Source organism: Flavobacterium sp. GP15 (assembly GCF_014281985.1).
In the GTDB taxonomy this organism is placed as follows: Bacteria; Bacteroidota; Bacteroidia; order Flavobacteriales; family Flavobacteriaceae; genus Flavobacterium; species Flavobacterium pygoscelis.
In genome coordinates this window covers 840,395-866,206 of the sequence record NZ_JACFTC010000001.1, presented here as the reverse complement: position 1 = coordinate 866,206, position 25,812 = coordinate 840,395, and the positions used below count along the sequence as shown (strand labels likewise).

22 protein-coding genes and 1 pseudogene are annotated in these 25,812 nt (G+C 32.7%); 10 read left to right on the top strand and 13 right to left on the bottom strand.

Going from position 1 to position 25,812, the window contains the following annotated elements; genetic code table 11:
• Nucleotides 1–33 precede the first annotated feature (33 nt).
• Nucleotides 34–474 (bottom strand): LexA family transcriptional regulator, encoded by a 441-nt coding sequence (locus H2650_RS03895; RefSeq protein ID WP_188049437.1) that lies wholly within the window; start codon nt 472–474, stop codon nt 34–36.
• Nucleotides 465–1,739, bottom strand: coding sequence for a Y-family DNA polymerase (locus H2650_RS03890; protein ID WP_188049436.1), 1,275 nt, complete (start codon nt 1,737–1,739; stop codon nt 465–467). Before H2650_RS03890 ends, H2650_RS03895 begins: the two co-directional genes overlap by 10 nt.
• 403 nt (nt 1,740–2,142) lie before the next feature.
• On the opposite strand from H2650_RS03890, the gene H2650_RS03885 reads away from it, so the two are divergent.
• Nucleotides 2,143–2,733, top strand: coding sequence for a hypothetical protein (locus H2650_RS03885; RefSeq protein WP_188049435.1), 591 nt, complete (start codon nt 2,143–2,145; stop codon nt 2,731–2,733).
• Nucleotides 2,734–2,826: 93 nt separating this feature from the next.
• Here the strand turns inward: H2650_RS03885 and H2650_RS03880 are convergent, their stop codons facing one another.
• From H2650_RS03880 to H2650_RS03855, 6 genes are all read right to left on the bottom strand, one after another.
• On the bottom strand, nt 2,827–3,543 hold the full coding sequence (locus H2650_RS03880; RefSeq protein WP_188049434.1) for a DsbA family protein: 717 nt from the start codon (nt 3,541–3,543) through the stop codon (nt 2,827–2,829).
• A 245-nt stretch (nt 3,544–3,788) separates the two neighbouring features.
• On the bottom strand, nt 3,789–4,388 hold the full coding sequence (locus H2650_RS03875; RefSeq protein WP_188049433.1) for a lipoprotein signal peptidase: 600 nt from the start codon (nt 4,386–4,388) through the stop codon (nt 3,789–3,791).
• A 113-nt stretch (nt 4,389–4,501) separates the two neighbouring features.
• Entirely contained in the window at nt 4,502–4,882 is a 381-nt protein-coding gene (locus H2650_RS03870) for a TraR/DksA C4-type zinc finger protein (RefSeq protein WP_188049432.1), read from the bottom strand.
• Nucleotides 4,883–4,889: 7 nt separating this feature from the next.
• Complete coding sequence (ileS, locus tag H2650_RS03865) at nt 4,890–8,348, bottom strand: isoleucine--tRNA ligase (RefSeq protein WP_188049431.1); 3,459 nt, start codon at nt 8,346–8,348, stop codon at nt 4,890–4,892.
• A gap of 254 nt (nt 8,349–8,602) precedes the next feature.
• On the bottom strand, nt 8,603–9,157 hold the full coding sequence (locus H2650_RS03860; RefSeq protein ID WP_188049430.1) for a hypothetical protein: 555 nt from the start codon (nt 9,155–9,157) through the stop codon (nt 8,603–8,605).
• Nucleotides 9,158–9,436: 279 nt separating this feature from the next.
• A complete protein-coding gene (locus H2650_RS03855) occupies nt 9,437–11,329 on the bottom strand; it encodes a PQQ-binding-like beta-propeller repeat protein (protein ID WP_188049429.1) in 1,893 nt (630 codons plus the stop codon).
• A gap of 270 nt (nt 11,330–11,599) precedes the next feature.
• Between H2650_RS03855 and H2650_RS03850 the strand changes: the two genes are divergently transcribed.
• Nucleotides 11,600–11,956, top strand: a complete 357-nt coding sequence (locus tag H2650_RS03850) for a hypothetical protein (protein ID WP_188049428.1) — start codon at nt 11,600–11,602, stop codon at nt 11,954–11,956.
• A gap of 84 nt (nt 11,957–12,040) precedes the next feature.
• Nucleotides 12,041–12,733 (top strand): WG repeat-containing protein, encoded by a 693-nt coding sequence (locus H2650_RS03845; protein ID WP_188049427.1) that lies wholly within the window; start codon nt 12,041–12,043, stop codon nt 12,731–12,733.
• A 3-nt stretch (nt 12,734–12,736) separates the two neighbouring features.
• Here H2650_RS03845 and recO read toward each other — a convergent pair whose 3' ends face one another.
• The 4 genes from recO to gdhA (H2650_RS03825) all read right to left on the bottom strand — a co-directional run bounded on the left by recO (nt 12,737) and on the right by gdhA (H2650_RS03825) (nt 18,999).
• Nucleotides 12,737–13,450, bottom strand: a complete 714-nt coding sequence (gene recO / locus H2650_RS03840; RefSeq protein WP_188049426.1) for a DNA repair protein RecO — start codon at nt 13,448–13,450, stop codon at nt 12,737–12,739.
• Between the two features lie 49 nt (nt 13,451–13,499).
• Nucleotides 13,500–15,788: a two-component regulator propeller domain-containing protein gene (locus H2650_RS03835; RefSeq protein WP_188049425.1), complete on the bottom strand. Its 2,289-nt coding sequence runs from the start codon at nt 15,786–15,788 to the stop codon at nt 13,500–13,502.
• Nucleotides 15,789–15,914: 126 nt separating this feature from the next.
• Nucleotides 15,915–17,258 (bottom strand): NADP-specific glutamate dehydrogenase, encoded by a 1,344-nt coding sequence (gene gdhA / locus H2650_RS03830; RefSeq protein ID WP_188049424.1) that lies wholly within the window; start codon nt 17,256–17,258, stop codon nt 15,915–15,917.
• A 397-nt stretch (nt 17,259–17,655) separates the two neighbouring features.
• Nucleotides 17,656–18,999 (bottom strand): NADP-specific glutamate dehydrogenase, encoded by a 1,344-nt coding sequence (gene gdhA / locus H2650_RS03825; protein ID WP_188049423.1) that lies wholly within the window; start codon nt 18,997–18,999, stop codon nt 17,656–17,658.
• A 277-nt stretch (nt 19,000–19,276) separates the two neighbouring features.
• Between gdhA (H2650_RS03825) and H2650_RS03820 the strand changes: the two genes are divergently transcribed.
• On the top strand, nt 19,277–20,077 hold the full coding sequence (locus H2650_RS03820) for a glutamate dehydrogenase (protein WP_188049422.1): 801 nt from the start codon (nt 19,277–19,279) through the stop codon (nt 20,075–20,077).
• 77 nt (nt 20,078–20,154) lie between these two features.
• Here H2650_RS03820 and H2650_RS03815 read toward each other — a convergent pair whose 3' ends face one another.
• A complete protein-coding gene (locus H2650_RS03815) occupies nt 20,155–21,309 on the bottom strand; it encodes a cystathionine gamma-synthase (protein WP_370566802.1) in 1,155 nt (384 codons plus the stop codon).
• 91 nt (nt 21,310–21,400) lie between these two features.
• Here H2650_RS03815 and H2650_RS03810 point away from each other — a divergent pair, with 91 nt between their 5' ends.
• From H2650_RS03810 to H2650_RS15995, 6 genes and pseudogenes are all read left to right on the top strand, one after another.
• Nucleotides 21,401–22,144 carry a DUF3298 and DUF4163 domain-containing protein gene (locus H2650_RS03810; RefSeq protein WP_188049420.1) on the top strand — a complete coding sequence of 248 codons (744 nt, stop codon included), beginning with the start codon at nt 21,401–21,403 and terminating at the stop codon, nt 22,142–22,144.
• Nucleotides 22,145–22,418: 274 nt separating this feature from the next.
• Nucleotides 22,419–22,775, top strand: a complete 357-nt coding sequence (locus H2650_RS03805) for an arsenate reductase family protein (protein WP_188049419.1) — start codon at nt 22,419–22,421, stop codon at nt 22,773–22,775.
• Nucleotides 22,768–23,664, top strand: coding sequence for a DMT family transporter (locus H2650_RS03800; RefSeq protein WP_188049418.1), 897 nt, complete (start codon nt 22,768–22,770; stop codon nt 23,662–23,664). The genes H2650_RS03805 and H2650_RS03800 overlap by 8 nt, the downstream gene beginning before the upstream one ends.
• A gap of 181 nt (nt 23,665–23,845) precedes the next feature.
• A complete protein-coding gene (locus H2650_RS03795; protein ID WP_188049417.1) occupies nt 23,846–24,706 on the top strand; it encodes a YicC/YloC family endoribonuclease in 861 nt (286 codons plus the stop codon).
• 128 nt (nt 24,707–24,834) lie between these two features.
• Nucleotides 24,835–25,413 (top strand): guanylate kinase, encoded by a 579-nt coding sequence (gene gmk, locus H2650_RS03790; RefSeq protein ID WP_188049416.1) that lies wholly within the window; start codon nt 24,835–24,837, stop codon nt 25,411–25,413.
• 121 nt (nt 25,414–25,534) lie between these two features.
• Nucleotides 25,535–25,788: pseudogene (locus tag H2650_RS15995) on the top strand (four helix bundle protein).
• Nucleotides 25,789–25,812 lie beyond the last annotated feature (24 nt).

The following is a 25,812-nucleotide window of genomic DNA, read 5'->3' as shown; positions in this document are numbered from 1 at the left end:
CGTTACAGTATACAAGCTACTTCGTCTTAAAATTTAAACTTTCTTAATCACATACGTTACGATTCCCCAGATAATTAATTGATTTTCTTCAGTCACTTTTATTGGAGAATAATTGGGGTTTTCAGGCATTAAGTACAAACAATCTTTTTCTAATTGAATGCGTTTTACGGTAAATTCACCATCGATAAAACAAATCGCAATTTTATTATTTTGAGGTTCTAAACTTCGATCTACAACCAGAACATCTTTGTCATTGATTCCCGCATCGATCATAGAATTCCCTTTGACTTTGATGTAAAAAGTAGCTAGTGGATTTTCACTTAACTCCTTATTCAAGTCAATATTCGTTTCCATAAAATCAGCAGCGGGCGAGGGAAATCCTGCCGAAACTCCTTCGTTTATATAAGGAATTCTTAGCTCACTTTCAAAATCAGGTTTGAAAAAAGATATTTTTTGATTTTTATTTATTGACATTTTATTTCGAGAATATCTTTAAAATTAGTAGTGTATTTTGGTGATAAATGGTTCTGATTCATATTCCAAGTCAAACTCAAATTCTGAGTAGCCATTTTTACTTTTTTAGTTCCAATTTTTGTATTCAAACGATCCATTGCTTTCATTAAAGCTAAATGTTTTGGATTTTCCTCATCAAAAAGCTGAAATTGTTTTTGATTCTCATCAATTAATTCGGTCACAATTACGCCTGCTTTTTTAAATTTAAGATGCTCATTTCCTTGGTGTAATTTCTTTAACAACTCGATTGCAGTATTCGAAATCGTTAAGGTTGAACTGGTAGCAAAAGGTAATGTAATGGCACTATTAAAATAATATTTCGCCGTTTCGACCGTGTGCTTATCAATTACCAGCAAAACAATAATGGTATAGCAACAGGAATTTTGTTTGCGTAATTTCTCTGCACAAACAGAGGCAAAAGTAGCAACCCGTTCGCGTAATAAATCAAAATCAGTAATTTGTTTGGGAAAACTTCGAGTGGTAGCAATACTTTTCTTTTGGTCCACTACAGGTTCTAAATCCAGAACTGATTTGCCTTCTAATTCGCATTTTAAACGCAATCCAATGACACCCATTTCCTTTTTAATCCAAGCTTCATGTTGGGGTTGAATAAAATCTAAGGCAGTAACAATATTTCTAATTCTTGCTTTTTTTTGGGTCCGATATCCAACGCCCCAAACATCTTCAATCTTTGTCCATTTTAGCGCTTTAATGCGTTTCTCTTCGCTATCAATCACATAAACACCTTGTGTTCTTTCTTGAAATTTTTTGGCAATTTTATTGGCTACTTTAGACAACGCTTTGGTAGGTGCAAAACCAATACAAACGGGAATTCCGGTCCATTTTTGAACTCGATTCTTCATTTGAATACCGTAATTGTGGTAATCGGAAACCTCCAAGCCATCAAAATTCATAAAGGCTTCATCGATACTATAGATCTCCAGATTTGGTGTAAACTGTTCCAAAATTTTCATCACTCTATTACTCAAATCACCATAAAGCGCATAATTTGATGAGAATAATTTGACGTTTTTTTCTTTGACTAATTCCTTAATTTGAAAGGCTGGCGCACCCATCTTAATCCCTACTGCTTTTGCCTCGTTACTTCTAGATATTACACAACCGTCATTATTTGACAATATGGCGACAGGTTTTCCTGCGAACTGTGGCTGAAAAACCCGTTCACAAGAAGCATAAAAGTTATTACAATCTACTAAAGCATACATGCTGCAAAATTAGCCAATATGCATTGATGCAGGTTGCTTACTAAAGTTAATTTTAGAGGATTGTTGATAAGTAGTTTGGCAATAGAAAGCTAATTCAAATCTAAAACTGATGCTATTATAAAACATTTTTTCTTTTTAAAACCAAAACAAAACTTGAAAATAAAATTGAAATCTATTAAAAAAAACGTAAAAATTCCTTTTTTAAAATAATTTCAGGTGTTTAAAAAATAATCTAACATGCTGTTTTTATGCGTTTTAAAAATTAAAAAACAAACTAAATATTATAGTGAAAGATTTACACTTTCAATTTCTGGCATGCTACTTGAAAATCCCTAATCAAATAAGTAAAAAAAGCGAAAGCCGAAAAGCTCAAGAGTAGGCAACAATCCAAAATATATGTATCATGAAAAAAATTACTTTATTAGTAGCTAGTATCTTTCTTTTTGGAGGTAGTGTAGCTAACGCAGCAGAAAAAATCGCTTTTTCTGTAGAAAGAAAATCTCTAGTAGATTATAGAAAATCAGAACCAATTGTATTCACAGAAAGAGGGATTGAGTTTTATTTGTTTCCTGACGGACAATTAGATTTTAATACACGTCCAACAACTGGTCGAGATATGTATTACAAATCCAATAGCAGAGGTGACGTAAACAGAACCTATGTAGCATCTAACCCATATAAAAACAAAAATTATGGTGTAAAAGTAGAATACGATAAAAAAGGTAGAATAAAACGTGTTGGAGATGTGTCGGTTAATTATGATTCAAGTGATCGTGTAAAAAGAGTAGGATCAGTGAACATGACTTACAACCGTTATTCATTAGAACAAGTAGGAGGTTTAAAAATATTCTACAACAACCGTGGTCAAATTGTTAGCACTAAAGGTATGGTGAATGGTACAAAAGCCTACGCTTATAACAATAGTAATGATGATTACTACAGAAAAAACAATTCAAGAGAAGAGAAACTAAATGTAACGGTCATTAAAAGATAAAATAATTTTGAATTAGTAATTAAAATTATCAAAAAAAATCCCGCTGGTATTCGTACCAACGGGATTTTTACATTACTATAAGACAGTTAAATTTTAGTCACAACCATCAATTCCACAAGAATCACCTTCTGTTGTATTCAGTAAAGTCACTTTAGAATCAAATTTTCCTTCTTGCCATACTTTTTGTAAAGTTTCTAAAAAAGTAGTTGCCGGTTGTGCTCCTGAAACTGCATATTTATTATCAAAAACAAAGAAAGGCACCCCTTGCACCCCAATTGAATTTGCATTTTCAATGTCTTTCTTAACAGCTGCACCATAAGCATCAGAAAGTAATACTTCATCAATTGCATCCGCATTTAAGCCCACTGAAATTCCCAATTGTTTTAAAATGCTTTTGTCATTTATATTTTTACCCTCGGTCAAATACGCTTTGAACAAAAGTTCTTCTAAATCATTTGCTAAATTATGTTTTTTAGCCAAATGCAATAATCGATGTGCATCAAAAGAGTTAGCCAAAATTGCTTTTTCGAAATGAAAATCTAACCCTGCATTTTTAGCGTTTTGCGTCATATTATCTAGCATTCCTTGAGCCCAAGCTGTATCTTTTCCATATTTATGTGCTAGATGTTCTACCATATTATCGTTAGGAGAAGCTACAAAGCTGGCGTCTAACTGATAGCTTTTCCATTCAATGTCAACATTATCTTTATGCTCAAAAAGGCTCAATGCTTCTTCAATTCTTCTTTTTCCGATATAACAAAACGGACACATGATATCCGACCAAATTTGTACTTTTAAGGTGTTTTCCATAATTACTTTTTTTTGACAAAATTCACAATAATTCTGTTGCACAAAATTAAGGAATTCCTACTGTAGCTAATTCTATTTTAGCTTTATATTAGCAAATGCTATCAAGTTGGCAATAGAAACACAGCATTAGTAAGTTTACCAAGTGATACACCTAATAAAAAAAGCAAGCCCTCTAGATTTAACTCAAGAAGGCTTGCTTTTTATAGTGTACTATAACAATCTAAATCTTTAAAAAAGGATTGATTTTATAATTGATTATGAAATGCTTTTTTATTAAAAACAATCAATATTCCGACTCCTGTTGAAATTGCCATATCGGCAACATTGAAGATGGCATTGAAAAAAGTAAAATCATTTCCGCCCCAAAATGGGAGCCAAACTGGTAATTTTCCGTGCCATATAGGAAAATAAAGCATGTCAACTACTTTTCCATGAAACCATGTTCCATAGGGTTGATCTGAAAATAACTTTGCTACTTCATAATGACTATCATTAAAAATAACTCCGTAAAAAACAGAATCAATAATATTTCCAAAAGCTCCGACTAAAATTAAGGAAATGGCAACAATTAAATAATTTGAGGATTTATTTCTTACGGAATCCCATAGCCAATATCCTATTCCTCCAACGGCTGCAATTCTAAAAAGAGTTAGAAACAATTTTCCGTATTGTCCAGGAATTTGAACTCCCCAAGCCATTCCTTCATTTTCTATAAATAAAATCTTGAACCAGTTGAACACCTGAACTTCTTCTCCTAAAATAAAATTAGTTTTAATGTAAATTTTGGATACTTGATCAACAAGCAAAAGAATAAAAATAAGGAGATACGCTTTTCGTAATGACATTTTATAAAATTTAATGGGCAAAAGTAGGTAAATTCTAAAAACTAAATTCCAAATCCCAATAATTTTATAAGTAAATTATGGAATTTGGAATTTAATACTAAACTATAAATTTCTTATCGTTGCAAATTTTTTGCTTCAATACTCATTGTGGCGTGAGGGACGATTCTTAATCTATCTTTCCCGATTAATTTTCCAGTCACTTTACAAACGCCGTATGTTTTATTTTCTACACGGAAAAGTGCATTTTTTAAATCGCGTATGAACTTTTCCTGACGGATCGCTAATTGTGAATTTGCTTCTTTTGACATTGTTTCGCTTCCTTCTTCAAAAGCTTTAAATGTAGGCGAAGTATCATCAGTCCCATTATTCAAGTCATTCATATAAGCGCTTTTGATTAAATCTAAATCTACTTGTGCTTTTTGAATCTTGCCTTGGATTATTTCTTTGAACTCTGCTAAATCTGTATCAGAGTACCTTGCCGTTTCGTCTACCATTTTCGTATTATTTTGAAATTAATATCATTGTTTTTATTTCGTCAAATTCAATTTCCGTACCGTTTTCTATTTCATCCACAAAAACCAACTCGCTCGTTAATGTTTCGGATTTAATATAATCTTCATTTTTAAGAATGGCAGTTTCTAAAATTCCATCTCTTTTTAATTGTACTTTAATCTTGTCTGTAACCTCAAAACCAGAATCTTTACGGATGTTCTGAATTCTATTTACTAACTCTCTTGCAATCCCTTCTTGTTTCAACTCGTCAGATATTGTAATATCAAGCGCAACCGTTATTCCGTTTGAGTTTGCTACCAACCAACCCTCAATATCTTGAGAGGTTATTTCTACATCTTCTAGGGTTAAAAGTACATTATTTCCTGCAATAACAACCTCTAAGCTTCCTTTCTTATCTAATGTACTAATTTGCTCTTTTGAAAACCCTTGTATTTCCTTAGAAACCAAGCCCATCTCCTTACCAAAACGAGGTCCTAGTGTTTTAAAATTAGGTTTAATTTGCTTTACTAAAACACCCGAAGCATCATCTAAAAGTACGATTTCTTTCACGTTTACCTCTGCTTTTATCAAGTCAGAAATGGCTTCGATTTCAGCTCTTTGACTCTCGTCAAGTATTGGTATCATTACCTTTTGTAAGGGTTGGCGTACCTTAATCATTTCCTTTTTACGCAATGATAAAACCAGTGACGAAATTGTTTGTGCCTTCTGCATTTTGCTCTCTAACGACTTATCAACAAAGTTGTCAACGTATTTAGGAAATTCGGCCAAATGTACACTACTAAATTCCTCTGATTGTGTTGCCAAAGTTAAGTCTCTGTAAAGTTTGTCCATGAAGAATGGCGCAATAGGCGCTCCAAGCTTACTAATAGTTAGCAAACAGGTATATAAAGTTTGATAAGCTGCAATTTTATCTTGTGCATATTCTCCTTTCCAAAAACGACGACGACACAAACGAACGTACCAGTTACTCAAGTTTTCTTGTACAAAATCAGAAATAGCACGAGCTGCTTTAGTAGGTTCATAATCCGCATAAAAACCATCTACATCTTTTATCAATGTATTCAATTCTGAAATGATCCATTGATCAATTTCCGGTCTTTCGTTCAACGGAATTTCTGCTTCTTCGTATTTAAAACCATCAATATTAGCGTATAAACTAAAAAATGAATACGTATTGTAAAGCGTTCCAAAGAATTTACGGCGAACCTCAGCAATTCCTTCTAAGTCAAATTTCAGGTTATCCCAAGGATTTGCATTCGAAATCATGTACCAACGCGTTGCATCAGGACCATATTCTTTTAAAGTTTCAAAAGGATCGGCAGCATTCCCTAAACGTTTAGACATTTTTTGTCCGTTTTTGTCCAGAACCAAACCATTTGAAACTACATTTTTATAGGCAACTTTATCAAAAACTAAAGTTCCAATAGCGTGCAAAGTATAAAACCAACCACGCGTTTGATCGACTCCTTCTGCAATAAAATCAGCTGGAAAATCTTTGTTTTGATCAATTTTATCTTTGTTTTCAAAAGGATAATGCCATTGTGCATAAGGCATTGAACCCGAATCAAACCATACGTCGATCAAATCAGCTTCACGTTTCATTGGTTTCCCAGAAGCAGAAACCAAGGTAATTTCATCTACTACATTTTTATGTAAATCAATCAAATCATAATTTGATTCCGCCATATTTCCAATTTCAAAACCTTTAAAAGGATTTTCTTTTTGGAAACCAGCAGTAATTGATTTTTCTATTTCGTTGTACAATTCTTCAACCGAACCAATCAAAATTTCTTCTTGTTTGTCTTCAGATCTCCAAATAGGTAACGGAATTCCCCAATATCTAGAGCGAGACAAATTCCAGTCATTTGCATTTTTCAACCAGTTTCCAAACCTTCCTTCACCAGTCGCTTTCGGCTTCCAGTTGATGGTTTCGTTCAAGTCGAACATACGATCTCTTACTTCCGTGATCTTTATAAACCAAGAATCTAAAGGATAGTATAAAATAGGCTTGTCTGTTCTCCAACAATGTGGATAACTGTGTACATATTTTTCTACTTTAAAGGCTTTATTTTCTTCTTTTAATCGGATGGCAAGTTCCACATCTATAGAACGTTCTGGAGCTTCACCATCATTGTAATATTCATTTTTAACATACTTACCAGCATATTCACCTACATGAGAAGTGAATTTTCCTTGTAAGTCGACTAAAGGAACTGGAGTTCCGTTTTCGTCTAAAACTAACATTGGTGGAATTTCAGGAGAAGCCTCTTTAGCTACTTTAGCATCATCAGCACCAAATGTTGGAGCTGTATGTACAATTCCTGTTCCGTCTTCGGTAGTTACAAAATCACCTGCAATTACTCTAAAAGCATTTTCTGGATTTTGATATGGCAATGCAAATGGCAATAATTGCTCGTATTTAATTCCAACCAAATCAGCTCCTTTTGCTTCAGCTAAAATTTGAAATGGTATTTTTTTATCACCCTCTTTGAAGTTTTCAAAATCTGCATCATCTGTACTTTCAAAAAAACCTTTCCCAAATTGTTTTCCAACTAGGTTTTTAGCTAAAACAACATTTATATGCTTAAAAGTATATTGGTTGACGGTTCTAACCAAAACATAGTCAATTTTTGGACCAACAGTCAAAGCGGTATTTGAAGGTAATGTCCAAGGCGTTGTTGTCCAAGCCAAAAATTGAAAACAACCTCTCATTGAACCTTCTCCATAAAAAAGAGGATGTTTCAATTTGAAAGCTTTTTCAACTGTATTTTCTTTAGTTGCTCCATTAGGATAAAGCACTGCTTGAAACTGAGCTACAACAGTAGTATCAGTTACGTCTCTATAACTTCCCGGTTGATTTACTTCATGCGAAGACAATCCTGTTCCCGCTTTTGGCGAATAAGGTTGAATCGTGTAGCCTTTGTACATCAAATCCTTATTGTAGATTTGTTTCAAAATCCACCAAACGGTTTCCATGTATTTGGATTTATAAGTCACATACGGATCTTCCATATCCACCCAATATCCCATTTTCTCGGTCAAATCATTCCATACATCGGTATAACGCATTACGGTTTTTTTACACGCTTCGTTATATTCTTCGATAGAAATAGTCTTCCCAATATCTTCTTTCGTAATTCCTAATTCCTTCTCTGTACCTAATTCTACAGGCAAACCATGCGTATCCCAACCTGCTTTACGCTTTACTTGAAACCCTTTTTGAGTTTTATACCTGCAAAAAATATCTTTAATAGCACGCGCCATTACGTGGTGAATTCCAGGTAATCCATTTGCTGAAGGTGGCCCTTCAAAAAACACGAATGGTTGGTTTCCTTCACGAGTGGTTACACTCTTCTCGAATATGTTTTCTTTCTTCCAAAAATCTAAAACTTCTGACGCTACTGTAGGTAAGTCAAGTCCTTTGTATTCAGTAAATTTTGTGCTCATTTTATCCTTTTCTTTAATCGATGTGCGAAAGTAATAAATTAAAGTCGAAAGTTGAAAGTCGCAGCTAGAAAGTTACGAGTTAACCAACAATCCAATCTCTTAAATCTCTTATTCAAGTTAAAAAAACACTTATTTATTATTTTCTAATTCAAAAAAAATACTGATTTACCTATCCTTTTGATAATTCCAACAGCCTAATAGCTAAAAATAAAAAAGTCTTAATAGCAGTTTTACAATTAAGACTTCTTATTTAGTTATTTAAAACCTCCTGCGTACACTTCCTTGATGAAAATTCTATTTGAAAAAGCAGAGTTTATTTCTACTTTTTCCCGAGTTTCTTGATAAAAAGTATCTCCATAAAAATCTTCAAATTCGTACAAAATTTTATGTGGTATTTTACTCTTATTTACTATTGCAATTTCTCTATAATCTTGATACACTTTTCTTTCGAATGAGTTTCTATTTCCGTCTTCAAATGTTGTTTTTTCTGATGAAACTAACTGAAAATTTTCTTTATCAATAAAAAAATGATATTCTGTTTTTGGAATTACTCTATTTTTAGCATTGACTATTTTTTCGGTATAACTCAAATGATAACAAAGTCTGCCATCCGAAGTTTCATCTGGTAATAATTCTAGTTTATTCCATAAATCAAATCGGAAAGAGGTTACTAAATGAATTAGATCTAGATTATTACTGATGTCCCAGTAATCTGAATTATTTAATTTTATCCATTTTTCTACTACGTTTCGATTTTGGTAACTCCATGCCTCAGGACCATTTATTATTTCGTAATAATTATCAGGCATTTTTTCCTAAGAAGATAATTCGTGGGTGTTGCCCATTTTTCTTCAGCTTTCAACTCGCTATCAACTTGATAAATTGTAGTTTGTGTCAATACGTTATCCAAAAAAGGATATTGCGAATAAGCAATTGCTGGTATGTAAAATTTCTTTTTCTTAAAATTAACTTTCTCTTGAGCCTGCACAAACGAAAGTCCAACGAAAAATTAAAGTAGTATTATTTTCTTCATAGCAAAAAAAAAAGCCATCAAAATAAATCTTGATGGCTTGGTTGGTTTTGGTTAATTATTTCTTGTTAAAAATCTGAATAGAGTTATCTAACACATAAAAAATATTTTGTGTCGCAGGATCTATTTCATAGATTGGTTTGTTGTTTTTAAATATAATTTTATCAACCTCAACACCATCTGCTTTTCTAACTTTTACTAAGACTTTCTCTCCTGTTTCTGCTTTAGCAAAAATATATGAAAAGTCTCTGTTTTGTTTCATCGCATTAAAACGAGAATTAAATTTCGCTGCTACAATTCCCATTGCTGCAGATGCTACAGCTTGATTTTTAGATTTTTTCAATAATTTTTCATCAGCATCTTTGTGAATATTACCCACAATATTGCCTTTTTCATCTCTAACTATCAAATCAATTTCTTGACCTACTAAACCATTTATTGCAGAGGCCGCTCCCATTGCTAAGCTTCCCGCTCCAGAAACACCTTTTAACAATCTTCTTCCTGTTTCTCCTGGTTGTTTATATACATTATGGTATTTAATACTTCCGTCTAAGGCTACGCCCATAACTTCTACAGGACCAGATATAGCCACTCCCCAAGGATAGTTTTCGATACTATTTAGATCTTTCTCGTTTTTCACATTCACCTTTGCAAACGGCTCTGGTTTATCACTGATACTTGGATCAAATTTGTAAAGTTTCTCATCATTATACACTAAGTACGTATTGGTTGCCTCATCATAAGTAGGTAATACTGGTCTTTTCTCGTTGAATTTAATATTACGTTTCCATAATTTAACTCCCGTTTTGTAATCAACTAAATTACCATACGTTCCCGTTAAGTACATCACTTTATCACCTACTCTTCCTAAATAATAAATAGGATCTTCTTTATCATCAGCAATTTCGATGAATTTTTTCCAGATCTTTTGACCATCTTTATCGATAAGCATCATTTCATTTTCAGCAACATATAGAAAGTCTTGCTCTATAGGAATCACTTTTTTCAATCCGTCACCTCTAGCATCTTTTTTCCAGATTTTCTCTCCTGATTTTAAATCATAAAAGTTAAAACCACCATAATGAGCAATTAATAACTTTGTTCCCCAGTCTTCTAAATAAATTACCTTTTTGGTTTTGATAGATTCCTTCCAGATACTTTTACCATTGTCTGTGCTCAATACATTTAAGTACTCTTTTGAAGACAATAATCCTTTACTATTTACAACAACAATATTTTTGTCGTTTTGAGTTAGGAAAAATTTAGAATAATCCTCTTCTGCTTTCCAGTTCAGTTTACCAGTTTCTCTTTCGAAAGAATATAATTTACCATAAAGCAAATAATATATAACGGAACCGTTTACGCGAGCAATATTAGTATTAGCTGATTCTTTCAAAGAAAAACTAAACAAAGATTTTGCTTTATCAACAACCGTATTCCATTTTAAATTACCCGTTTTCATGTCAATTAAAGCAATTGCCATGTCGCCACCACTTTTTAGCGTAAGCAAATATTCGTCCGTTTCTGGAAGAAAATCAGATTGGGTTACCCAAAAGGATTCTTTAGAAGAGTTGTAAACAACTTTTCCAGTATCTGTGTTTATGATTATAAATTTTGAATTGATATAAGCCTCCACATACGGACTTCCAGCAATACTTGTTAAATCACTTTTATCTTTAAATATTTTACCAAAATCTGGATCTGATAAAATATCTGCTGCTGAAGTTTTTCCAAAATCTTCGCTAGTTAAAGTCCAGATAATTTTCTTAGTCTCAGGATTAATACCTTTGATGGTATTTCCTTCTTTAAACACAATCACTCCAGTAATCTCATTTTGAACTAAATCTTGAATATTTGATTCTGTTGTGATTTTTTCATCAAAACTCCGTTGAGAATATCCAGAAAAACTTAGCGACAAAGCCATCAAAATTGAAAGGGTAATTTTTTTCATCAATATTTATTAAATTATTTATAATTAAGAATTCTTATTGTTTTGCTTTTAAAAAATTCCATAAAAAACAAAAATTTGCTTTTATAAAAGGCCAAATATATGTAAAATTTAGATTTTGTTAAGAAAAAATTTCTTGCAAAAAAAACATTGATTATTGTTTTATAAATTTCCAAATGAGAAATTATAGTATTCTATTTGCTATTTTTAAAGTAATTTGTCCTTTAAGTCCATTTAATTTTGATTAATTTTAATTCTTTAAAAAACACTGTGTTGGAAAAAAAATTTAGAATTTTAATTTTAAGTGCATCACTCTTTGTCCTTCATTCGTGTGGCACGTATCGCGTCAATAAGACATCTGAATTTGTCAAAATAGCTGATTTACAAAGCTTAAACGGAAATTACATTGCTAGATCAAAAGTTACAAAAAGCAACAAAAACCTTAGTTCTCTTTTACAAAATTTTAATATTAATGATGAAAAAGCAGACTTTGTTAATCTAACTTTTAAAGAACCAGATACCGTAAAATTAACTTATTTAGCAGACAGCAAATCGGGCACATTGGAGCGCGAATTAATACTAAAAGGAGTGCGAAAAAGTAAATTTTTAGAAATTTATTTCTCCAAATAGCAATCCTTCCTTCCTTTAATTTATAGCACAATAAACGTGCGGAGAATAAGAATTGGCCAGGACAAAAATGGGGAATTACTAATTATGGATTTTTTTGACAATAGCGGGAATTTTTTAGTTTTTGGAGCCGGTAGCAGTTCCGAAAGAGCTTGTCATTATAGCAAGTCCGATAAATATATGGGTTTACTTCCTACGTTCATCAATGGGAAATGGGGTTTTAGCAACAGCAAAAAAGAATTGGTTATTGCTCCCAAATATGATTTTGTCTATGCCTTTAATAATAATACCGCAAAAGTAAAACGCAATGGTAAATGGGGAATTATAGATCCAGACGGAACTGAAATTATCCCACTAGAGTTTGATGTCATTACAGCAGATTATCTTTATAACAAACAACCCATTTATCTTTTAGAAAAAAATAATAAAAAAGGGATAATAGACCTACTTGGCAAAGAAATAGTTCCCACTCTTTATGACGAAATAGACAGACTTTATTATCCTGAATTCAGACTAAAACTTGGCGATAAATACGGTTTTGGTACTAATGAGAAAGTCATTATTCCCGCCATTTATTCTGAAGTTGATTGGTTTGGAACTAGCGATTATGTAGTTGCCAAAAGAAAGGGCAATATTTATTTAGTAGATAAAGAAGGATTTGAATATGAAACAGAACTTTATCAATTGAAAGAGGTTTTATTTAAAAATCAAACGCATGAATATAAACCCATTTTAAGTTCTAAAAGAAAAATAAATTTCGATGAGCAGTTCTCTAATTGATTGTCAAGAAAAAATTTCCTTTAACACATCGAGTGATTTTGGTTTTTTAAAACCACTGAGGTGAAAGCTATAATAATCAATTAATATGCGTAAAATGATTTGCCTTTCAATAACATGAAACGTTTTTTGATTGTTATCGAACTTTAAATCAATTAATTTTTTAAAAAGATTTGTTTCGTGCTCTGTCAACGAATTGACGGCATGAAAAGGGGTGAAAATTCCTTCGGTCATTTCAAAAAAAGGCATCTCAATATCAGAAATGTCAGGATAAAAACCCAAATATTTTGTAGTTTCCAGCATTAAAATCAGATGAAAATTGGCAATTTCGTCATGATTGTCTAACCATTCTAATGCCGTTTCTAAAAAAGTAAATAAGTGTTCGTTTTCCTCTTCCTCATGAATGGAATGATGCAATATTTCGGAAATAAACATTACAATGGTACTTTTATAAATATCAGAATGGATGGAATGAAAAGGAGAAGCAATTTTAATCTCTTTAAAATTTTCTAGAGTTCCTTTGTTTTTATGAACGGCTTCAATTTCTAAAATTGTCAACGGCTGAAAATAAGCAATTTTTTGATTTGATTTGCGCGATGAGAATGCATCACGAACAAAATAGGACTTTAATCCATGCGAAAGCGTAAAGCATTTCACAATCAAGCTTTTCTCCTGAAACTTTAATGATGAAAGAACAATTGCTTTAGTTTTAATGTGCATTTTTTGAAATTTAAATAGGGAAAATAATATAGACAATCATTTATAATAGCTATCTAATAATCATTACTTTTTTGACTTTTGTCTCGGCTCCATCCTGTGCTGAAATAAAAATCATATATACTCCCGTGGCGACTTTATATTTACCAAAAGCCGTTGTATCCCATTCTATTGTCCCACCTTGAGCAGTAGTTTCATAGACTAGATTTCCGCCAATATCAGTAATTTTTACATTTGCTTTGTCCAACAAACCAGCTATTTTAACGGTTCCTGTATATTCTGGTCTTACAGGATTAGGATATACATAGGCATTACTTAAATCATCATTTGCAGCAGTAGCTGTCCCTTTAAAAGAAATTAACCCTTTGGCAGTGGCTATAAAAACCTCACCGGTAACACTATTTATTGTTATGGCATTTATAGTATTGCTAGGCAACGGAGAATTATTTATTGTAAAATGATATTTAGTTTCTTGACCATTTGGCGAAACTAGAAATACACCAGAATCGGCAGTGCCAATCCACTTATTATTAGCGCCATCTACAGCAATACTAGTGATAAACTGCTCGTAGAGCAATTCTTGGGCAAGGCCGTCCTCTAGAATAATTATTGGCTTAGCAGTCATTTGCCCCTCTGTCTGAAAGCTTCCTACATTAGGCAAAACTCGCAATCCCTTCATTGTACCTATCCAAAGTTGGTTTTTATTATCTACAGCTATGGTTCGGACATTTACAGCGGGTAAGTTGCCCGTATCCGATCCCATTGTTATTTTTTTAAATTTGTTATTACTTTCATTAAAAGCAACTACTCCATCTAAGCTGGTTGCTAGCCATTTTGTTCCATTTTTATCTATGACAATCGCACCAAAATTATTATCAATAGCTGAATCCAAAATACCATCCATAGCATAACTTTGCCATTGTCCGTTGGTTTTTAAAACCTTCAATCCATTTATAATTCGGCTTGTGGTCACCCATAAATTCCCTGATTTGTCAAATGCAGTTCCATTAACACGAATATCAATGTAATTGGCTCCTGCAAAGGTTAAGGATTCTAAACCACTATTGGTTTGATTATATAAAATTGTAGGTTCATCGTTTTCAATTTTCAATAATCCAGAAAAAAAGGAACTCGCATAAACTTGATTTTCATTGTTTGGATTTATGGTGACACTGCTTATTGATTTTGCATTAAAAACTTTTTGATAAGGTATGTTAAGCCAACCTTTTTCAGAAAACTTACTCAAACCATAATTGTCCAATGGATAGGGATTATAATCAACCGAATAATCTCCATATACTGTCCAAAGGGATTTTGATGTTGCTTGAAATGAAAAAATATTATTTCTAGAAGGTCCAGATGGCGTGCTGTTTTCGAAGGCTGCTACTGTCGAAAGTGGGGTTGTCAACATCCCTTCTTCTTTCGTTCCTATAAAAACGGTATCGCCTATGATGGTTGCGCAAGTAAAAGTTACAGTACTTTGCAAAACTTGATTGCTCATTATTTGACGAATCAAAACCATCTCATTATTATAAACATAAACATTGTTTAACGTGGTTACTATAAAATAACCTGAGGTAAATCTAGTATCTAATGCGGGTTGTGGGAGCTGAGTAATAGCTATGAAATTATTTGAAACTAAATTAAATTTATGAATATTTCCAACGTTATTAATCGCATATAAATCGGAACCAAAAGCGATTACTTTTGTCCATATTCCGGCATTTATAGTTGTCCATTGATTAAAATCAATTAAATTTTGATTTTCGACAGCAGCACTTCTTATGCCATTATCTGTCGCTGCATAAATAAAACCATTATAGATCGCTGTTTGGTTTACCTTTGTTTCTAGGCCATTAGCACCCATAAAATAAGTGTCCCCAAATTGCTGGGTGTTCAAATTAAATTGTACGATTCCAAAATCACATGAAATATAGAGGAAACCTTCATATTCTAAAAAGTGATTTATTTTTTTTATTTCTGACGGAAGTTGCTTGGTTATAATATCTACGAATTTCTTCACTATTCCATCGTTTTCATTAACGAGTATTAGTAATCCATCTTTATAACCGACTATCGTTTTATTGTATTTTACACTATGGTAAAGTGCCGAAATAGTTTGTCCTGAAAGTCCATCAATAGTATTGGTTGTTTTAAGCAAATTGTTCGTGCTATTTTTTGAAAACAATGCATTTTCTGAAGCAGCAAAAACTGTTGTTGCAGATTCTGAAATTCCTTTTATTTCATTATAAGAAAAATAACCCTGCCAGACTGGTTTATTTTGGGCAAAAGAGATTTGCATTAAAAGCAGCATCAAAAAATAGAAACTATTATTTTTCATTATTTGCATAAATATTGGTTTACAAATATAGAACAAACAGAAGTCTTAGCATTTTGTTAGCGCAAAAAAAAGCCTTCGATCTAATGCTCATTAATCGAAGGCTTTTTTTCTCTAAAAACATTGATTTTAAACTACTCCTTGAGCTAACATCGCGTCTGCTACTTTTACAAATCCTGCAATATTTGCTCCTTTGACATAATCTACATGGCCATTTTCGTCTGTACCGTATTTAACACAAGACTGATGAATATCCGTCATAATTTCTCTTAGTCTTTCCTCTACTTTTTCAAAAGACCACTTTAGTCGTAATGAATTCTGAGACATCTCTAGACCTGAGGTCGCCACACCACCTGCATTAGATGCTTTTCCAGGTGCATAAAGTATCTTGGCTTGCTGAAAAACAGACATAGCCGCTGCTGTAGAAGGCATATTAGCGCCTTCGGCAACACAGATGCATCCATTGGCTACTAAAATTCTTGCGTCTGTATCGTCTAGTTCATTTTGGGTTGCACACGGTAATGCAATATCGCATTTTACATCCCAAGGACGAGCTCCTAATACATACTCTGCTTTTGGAAACTTAGTAACATAATCTTTAAGAGTTCCTTTGAGTTCGTTTTTTAATTCCATAATGTAAGCTAATTTCTCCGCGTCAAAACCGTCATGATCATAAACATAACCCAATGAATCGGAAAGCGCTACGACTTTACCTCCTAATTCGGTTACTTTTTCTGTAGCATATTGCGCTACGTTTCCAGATCCTGAAATAACGACAATTTTATCTTTAAAATTATGCCCTTTTGTAGCTAGCATACTTTGTGCAAAATATACAGTTCCGTAGCCTGTGGCTTGTGGTCTAATTAGAGAACCGCCAAAAGACATTCCTTTTCCGGTTAGAACTCCAGTAAATTCATTTTTTATTTTTTTATATTGTCCAAACATATATCCTACTTCTCTTGCTCCTACACCAATATCTCCCGCGGGAACATCTGTATCTGGACCAATATGTCGGCATAGCTCATTCATAAAGCTTTGACAAAAGCGCATCACTTCGATATCTGATTTCCCTTTAGGATCAAAATTAGCTCCACCTTTTCCTCCGCCCATAGGCAAAGTCGTTAAACTATTTTTAAAGGTTTGCTCGAAGGCTAAAAATTTTAGAATACTCAAATTTACAGAAGGATGAAAACGAATGCCTCCTTTATAAGGTCCAATTGCAGAATTCATCTGAACGCGATAACCTCTATTTACTTGTGTTCGTCCATTATCATCAATCCAAGGCACCCGAAAAATTACAATTCTTTCTGCCTCAACCATCCGCTCCAAAAGCATTTTATTTTGGTATTTCTTATTCTTTTCAATAAATGGAATTACAGCTTCAGCAACTTCCAAAACCGCTTGCATAAATTCAAGTTCATTTGGATTATTTTTAGCAACTTCTTCAATAAAAACGGAGATACTTTGTGACATGGCATTTAAATTATAAGCATTGTTAGCACTAGTTTATGAGATTTACAAAGATAGCCCTGAATACAAATATCGATACCATTATTTAGATATAGCAAAAGAATTCCCCATTCCATAATTAAGACCAATACTATTTATTTTAAAGCAAAATCGATTGCTGATTATTATGAAATTCGTAATAAAATAAAAAATGCAATCCTTTAAAAATAAAAAATTCGATTAAATTAAGCTTAGAATCACTCCATAACAGTCAATTTTGGTCTATTAATTGGTTGTGCTTTGTTTTTTATAAAAAAAAAATATTCTTTTTTGTAAAAGTAAAACAGGAATAAAATTCAAAAAAAAAACCTCCTGTCAAGATAATGACAAGAGGCTTTTTTAAGCTATTTTAAAATTGATATTACACCACTCCTTGTGCAAGCATTGCGTCGGCCACTTTTACAAAGCCTGCAATATTAGCTCCTTTCACATAGTTTACATAACCATCTTCATCGGTACCGTATTTTTTACACTGGTTGTGAATACCCGTCATAATTTCTTTTAATCTTGAGTCTACTTCTTCACTTGTCCAGTTTAGACGAATAGAGTTTTGAGTCATCTCTAATCCCGAAGCTGCTACACCACCTGCATTTGCAGCTTTTCCAGGAGCAAATAAAACTTTGGCAGCTAAAAATTCTTTAATAGCGCCTAATGTACTTGGCATATTTGCAGCCTCAGTAACACAAATAACTCCATTAGCGATCAATTTTTTAGCATCTTCTTCGTGCAATTCGTTTTGAGTAGCACAAGGAATAGCAACATCTACTTTTACTTCCCATACACTTCTTCCTTTATGGAAAGTTGCATTTGGAAATTTCTCTAAATACGATTCTACTCTATTATCTCCTCTTGCTCTCATTTCAAGCATAAAGTCTATTTTGTCTCCTGAGATTCCTTCTTCATCATAAATGTAACCGTCTGGCCCAGAAATTGTAACTAATTTTCCACCAAGATCGTTTACTTTTAAAGCAACTCCCCAAGCTACGTTACCAAAACCAGAAATAGCTACTCTTTTGCCTTTGATTGTATGACCAATAGTTTGCAACATTTGTTCAGTAAAATAAACAACTCCGTAACCTGTTGCTTCTGGACGAATTAAAGAACCTCCGTAAGCTAAACCTTTACCAGTTAAAACTCCAGTAAACTCATTTCTAATTCTTTTGTATTGACCAAATAAATAACCAATTTCTCTAGCACCAACACCAATATCTCCTGCAGGAACATCTAATTGTGGACCTATGTGTCTGCATAATTCAGTCATAAATGATTGGCAAAAACGCATTACTTCAGCATCCGATTTTCCTTGTGGATCAAAATCAGAACCTCCTTTTCCTCCACCCATTGGTAAAGTAGTTAAGCTGTTTTTAAACACTTGCTCAAAAGCTAAAAATTTAAGTACTGATAAATTTACAGTATGGTGAAAACGAATTCCCCCTTTGTAAGGTCCAATGGCAGAGTTCATTTGAATTCTAAAACCTCTATTTACCTGAATTTCTCCCATATCATCTACCCAAGGAACACGGAAAATAATAGATCGTTCCGGTTCTGACATTCTTAATAGAAGATTTTTACCATCATATTTTTGCTTAGTTGCAATAAATGGAATAACGGTTTCTGCAAACTCTCTTACCGCTTGGATGAATTCTGGTTCATTAGGATTTTTAGCTTCAACTTGAGCCATAAAATCATTAATTTTTAGTGACATAGACTAATATATTTAAATTGTAAAAACGATTTCGTAATTAATCACAAATATACATTTTATAAAATATTCATACTTATTTTTTTTAATATATCAATAGAATAATCTTTATATGAAGATTTCTTAATAAGTTCTCCATTTGAGAAACACTTTCAAACGTGCATAACAGCATTTTTTATACTCTTGAAAGAATCAAGCTTACACCTATTATTTTTTAATAATTCTGCATTATGACTGCGGTTTTTATATATTTGTAAGGATTTGAAAATTTTACAGTCTAATGATCAAACAATTAATACTCATATTATTTATTTTTATTGGATTTTCTAATAATTCAAATGCTCAGTTCGACGGTCACTCTCACGAAATAGGAGTTGTTGTGGGGCCGGTCGCTTTTCAATCTGATTATGGGGAAAGACATGACTTGTCTACTAATTCTGGCAACACAGGTTTTGGTGTTGGAATTATTCATTATTTAAATTTTACGTATAATTCTGAATATAATTATACTCCTAAAACGTATTTTAATCAGCATTTTAAATTAAGATCGGAATTATCATTTAATAAAACCAACTTAAAACATTATGGCGAATATGTTTCTCCTGATAAAACTTCTCTTGGAGCAAAGCAACTAAGAGCGATGGAAGGAAGTTCAAGCATCATGAATATAGGAACACAACTAGAGCTTTTCCCTTTAAACATTCGCGATTTTACAGCTACAATTGGTAGTTTTGCACCTTATGCTAGTCTGGGAGGTCAGTTTAGTTATTACAATGCTAAAGCCACCACATCATTGGGCGCTTTGGGTAATTCAGCAACTACCTTTCCTAAGTATTTAACCCCTTCTGATGGTCGTGCTCATGGATATTCTAATGAAAGCAAAACTGTTTTCTCCGTGGTTAGTAGTTTAGGAACCCGTTATAAACTAGATGATTCCTCCGATTTATTACTGGATCTCCGCTTTCAGTATTTCTTTTCTAACTGGGTTGATGGTTTAAATCCTAATCCAGAAATTTATAAAGAAAACAAAGCCAATGATTGGTTAGTGTGGCTGAATGTCGGTTACATCTACTACTTATAAACTGAATAGTATTTTATAAAAAAAAGCTCCAATTCTTTAAATTCAGAATTGGAGCTTTTTTTATAGAAACACCGTTTTTATGCTAATGCTTGTTTTAAATCTGCAATTAAATCGTCTGCATCTTCTATACCTACACTCAATCGAACTAAATCGTCTGTGATTCCAATTTCTTTTCGTTTGTCTTCCGGAATTGAAGCATGTGTCATCAATGCAGGATGATTCGCTAATGATTCTACTCCTCCTAAAGATTCTGCTAAAGTGAATACTTTTACTTTTTCAAGAAAGTCAATCGCATCTTCTTTTTTACCAGAAACAAAAGTAAAGGAAACCATTCCTCCAAAACCACTCATTTGCTTTTTAGCAATTTCATGATACGGATGACTTGGCAATCCTGGATAATATACGGTCTTAACTTTTGGATGATTATTTAAGAACTCAACTACTTTGCCTCCATTTTCACAATGTCTTTGTACACGCAAATGCAAGGTTTTAATTCCTCTTAAAACCAAGAAACTATCCATTGGCCCTAAAGTAGCGCCTGTTGCAAATTGTTGAAAATGCAGTTGTTCGCCCAGTGCTTCGTCCTTTACAATCAAAGCTCCAGCAATAACATCAGAATGTCCTCCTAAATATTTTGTAGCCGAATGCATTACGATATCTGCTCCTAAGTCTAATGGTTTTTGCAAATAAGGTGTTGCAAATGTATTATCGACTGCAAAAAGTATTTTTTTCTCTTTTGTAATTTTAGCAATTTCTTGAATATCTGCTAATTTCATCAACGGATTAGTTGGAGTTTCTACCCAAACCAATTTGGTGTTTTCATTAATTAAGGATTTGAATTTCTCTAAGTCATTCATATCGACAAAATGAAATTTTATTCCTGAATCTTTATAAATACGTGTAAACATTCTATAGGTTCCGCCGTATAAATCATCCATCGCTATAATCTCATCGCCAGATTTAAAAGAACGCAAAACACAATCAGTAGCTGCTAATCCAGAGGAGAAAGCCAATCCTCGTGTTCCGTTTTCTATACTTGCCAAGGCGTTTTCTAAAGCGCTTCTAGTAGGATTTGCTGCTCTACTGTATTCATAATCTGGGTTTAAAGGTTGACCAGGACTCGTTTGTACAAATGTTGACGTTTGATATACAGGAGGCATTACAGCTCCTGTGCTTGGATCGTGGTGTTGTCCACCGTGAATAACCTTAGTATTGAATTTCATAAGTTGAATTTTAAAGGAAAATTGTTTTGCAAATTTACCCTTTAATTTTATCTAACCAAGAAACAAGTAAGTACCTTTGTTTTTAATTAACATTTTTGACATGAAATACTTTATAATTTACTCCCTACTTCTTTTTTCTGTAGCACAATGTTCTAATGAATTGGTTTTTAAAGACGAATCCTTTCAGAAAAAAACTACTCTGCCTTGCACAGGAGATTGTCCTGCAATAAGTGTGAAAATCCCAGTTGCGGATGGCGTGCCTGTTGTGGCAGATAGCATCAATAAAAAAGTGTTTTCAGTATTAAAGGAAATTGTTTATTTTGGTGAAAAACCCTATACTTCAAAAGATTATAACGGATTGCTAACTTCATTTATCAATTCTTATGAAAAACTTCAGAAAGAATATCCAAATGATAAATTTGGTTGGGAAGCAGACATCAAAGGAAGTGTAAAATACCAATCTGAAAATATATTGAATATAGAAATCAACCATTACACGTACACTGGTGGCGCACATGGTTACCAAGGATTACGCTCCTTAATTTTTGATATAAATACTGGAAAATCAATTTCAAACGATCAATTATTTACTAATAGAGAGGCTTTTAAAGCTTTTGCTGAAAAAAAATTCAGAGCCAAATATAAAATCCCTGCAAACAAACCAATTAATGCAACGGGTTTGATGTTTGAAAAAGAAAAATTTCAGTTACCACAAAATATTTTCTTTACTGATAAAGGATTGCTCTTGTATTACAACTCTTATGAAGTCGCATCTTATGCTGACGGAACAAAGGAAATACTGTTGTCTTATAAAGAAGTAAATGATTATTTAGCAATTAAATAACTTGGTGACAGAAACGCAGTAGCCCTGATAGAAATGAAAATCCTCTTGTTGATAAGTCTATTTTTTTCTGGTAGAAAAGAGCGACCCTTGGAAGCTCCTTTTATGCCATAGAAAAAAAAGGGTTAGCAACATGAGATTGTAATGTAAAGCAGGAATAGCTTCTGAACAAAAAAGAAATACACCTGTTTTACTATTTGTTTTGCATCTTTTTTTATAAAATCAATAATTTTCAGTGTCAAATTATTTTTCTTTGCACTAAGAAAACAACCTTATTATGGACAAAATATATTATCTCGCTTCCTGCGATACTTGCCGAAAAATTATAAAATCATTACCCAAAAATCATGAGTTTAAGTTTCATGATATCAAACAAGATCCAATTACGGTAGAGGAATTAGAACATATGCGCGAACTCTCCGGAAGTTACGAAGCTCTTTTTAGCAAAAAAGCACAATTGTACAAATCGATGGATTTGAAAAATAAATCATTGACTGAGGAGGATTTTAAAAAATATATTTTGGAACATTATACTTTTTTGAGTCGTCCCGTTTTTATTATCAATAACAAAATTTATATTGGTAATACCCAACAAAATATGCATCAAGTAATGCTGGCTTTAGGAAATGTCTAAAAGAAATCTCGCTCTTATAGGAGCCACAATTGTCTCGATCATTTATGGTGTTACCTTTACAATTGCTAAGGATGTAATGCCATTGTATATTGATGCTTATGGTTTTATATTACTCCGTGTAGGCGGATCAGTGCTTCTTTTTTGGTTGGTTTGGTTATTTATGCCAAAAGAAAAAATAATGCGTTCTGATTTTCCAAGAATTATTGCCGCCGCATTTTTTGGAGTAGCCTTTAATATGCTTACTTTTTTCAAAGGTTTGAGTTTAACCTCACCTATTTCGGCAGCAGTTATTATGGTTTCTACACCTATGATTGTGTTAGCTCTTTCGGCAATCCTCATAAAAGAGCGAATGAAAATCCGTATGATATTGGGTATTCTTTTGGGTTTAGTAGGAACTGGATTTTTGATTCTGTACGGAAAATCAATTGGTAATGCCACCAATGCTGGCTTAGGAAATTTTCTAGTTTTAGTCAATGCTATTTCCTATGGTTTTTACTTAATTCTAGTCAAGAAATTAATGAATAAATACAATGCCTTTACGTTTGTAAAATGGATATATTTATTTGGTTTTATAATGGTTTTGCCTTTTGGATGGAGGGAATTTGAAGTAGTAAATTGGTCTGCCATTCCGGATGCAATTGTTTGGAAAATAGCATTTGTGGTCGTGATATCTACATTCTTAACCTATTTATTAAATTTGTTATCAATGAAAGAATTAAAACCAACAACGGTAGCTGTTTTTATATATTTGCAACCTTTGTTTGCGACCATTTTTGCAATTGGTCTAGGAAAAGACGAACTGAGTTTGGTTAAAATCATCTCCGCTATTTTAATATTTATAGGAGTTTATTTGGTATCCTCTCCACAAAACCCAAAAAAAGAAATCTAATCAAAATTTGAAAAACATAACTTATTTTTGAGTAATTATCTTGATTGAGCATTATCTTGATAGTGGTTTAAAGTACTTATTTCCCTTTATTTTCAGATTATAATCAATCAAATCTTCAATTTTTACTTTGCGGGTTTGAGGTCTTATTTTTTACTATCTTTGCCCTCTTTTAGAAAATTATATGATACAATCGATGACGGGTTTTGGGAAAGCAAGTTTGCAATTACCATCCAAAAAAATAACAGTAGAAGTAAAATCCCTAAATAGTAAAGGATTAGACCTTAATGTAAGAATGCCTTCGCTGTATCGCGAAATGGAATTGGGTTTGCGCAACCAAATTGCTTTGAAATTAGAAAGAGGAAAAGTAGATTTTTCTGTTTTTATCGAAAGTACTGCTGAACAAACTTCGACAAAAGTAAATGTGCCTATTGTAAAAGGATACATCAATCAATTACGAGAAGTATATGCCGATGCTGATGAAACGGAATTGATGAAAATGGCGATTCGCATGCCGGATACGATGAAAATAGAACGCGACGAAATTGACGAAAATGATTGGGTACAAATCCAAACAGTTATTGAAGAAGCGCTACAAAACATCTTGACTTTTAGAAAAGATGAAGGAATGTCTTTAGAAAAAGAATTTCAATTGCGCATTGGCAATATTCGACAATATATGACCGATGCTTTGGCTTTAGATCCAGAACGTGTTCAGGCCATTAAAGATCGTTTGCAAACGGCAATTGCTGAACTAAAAGTAAACGTTGATGAGAATCGTTTTGAACAAGAATTGATTTACTATCTAGAAAAACTAGACATTACCGAAGAAAAAGTACGTTTGACAAACCACCTAGATTATTTCCTAGAAACTATCAACGGAACTGAGGCAAATGGTAGAAAACTAGGTTTTATCACTCAAGAAATGGGTCGAGAAATCAATACGATGGGTTCGAAATCCAATCATGCTCAAATGCAAAAATTAGTCGTTCAGATGAAAGACGAATTAGAGAAGATAAAAGAACAGGTTTTAAACGTATTGTAATAATTATATACTAGACGCGATTTATCGCGTCTTTTTTATTACACTCGATTTAAAAAATTACACTAGTAAAACATAAATAAAACAAACTGATTTATAACAATTAGTTAAAAACGCATAAAAAAATAAGCATGAACAAAGGAGGTAAATTAATTGTATTTTCGGCACCATCTGGATCTGGAAAAACAACTATCGTTAAACATTTATTAGCGCAAGATGATTTAAATTTAGAGTTTTCTATTTCTGCTGCATCTCGCGACGCCAGAGGCGAAGAAGTAAACGGAAAAGATTATTACTTTATATCGACAGAAGAATTCAAAAAACACATTAAAAATGATGACTTTCTAGAATGGGAAGAAGTGTACCGAGATAATTTTTATGGCACATTAAAAAGTGAAGTAGAACGCATCTGGAGCCTTGGAAAAAATGTGATTTTTGATATTGATGTAGCAGGTGGATTACGAATTAAGCATAAATTTGCCAACGAAACGCTGGCTGTTTTCGTTAAACCACCAAGTATTGATGAACTCAAAATTCGTTTAAAAAAACGCTCCACCGAAAGTGAAGATAAAATCAATATGCGTATTGCCAAAGCTTCGGTTGAGTTAGCAACTGCACCACAATTTGATGTTGTTATTAAAAATTATGATTTAACTATTGCACTAGAAGAAGCACATCAATTAGTAAAGGATTTTGTAGATAAAAAATAATATTAGCTTAAGATACTAGAAATAAAATCAAATAAAGAGTTATTGATTTTGCAAAAAGGAATTAGAATTGTCTGTTAGTATATCAGCTATTAATAGCATTTCCTCATAAAAACTATATGCCTTGGCAGGTCAATTGAAAAGGGCTTTCGATTCTAATCCATCAAATATTGCAGAAGGTTATGGTAGAAATACTCAAAAATCATTTAGTCATTTTTAGATTTGTGTAGAGGTTCATTATTTGAAATAGAAACTCAGTTACTCATTATTAATGAACTTGGTTTTATAATAGATCAACCTTTTTACAAAGAAATATTGGGACAAATTGAGGAAGAATCTAAGTTGATAAATTCTTTTTCAAAAATGCTCAAAAAATAATTACTAATTACTATTTACTAGGAT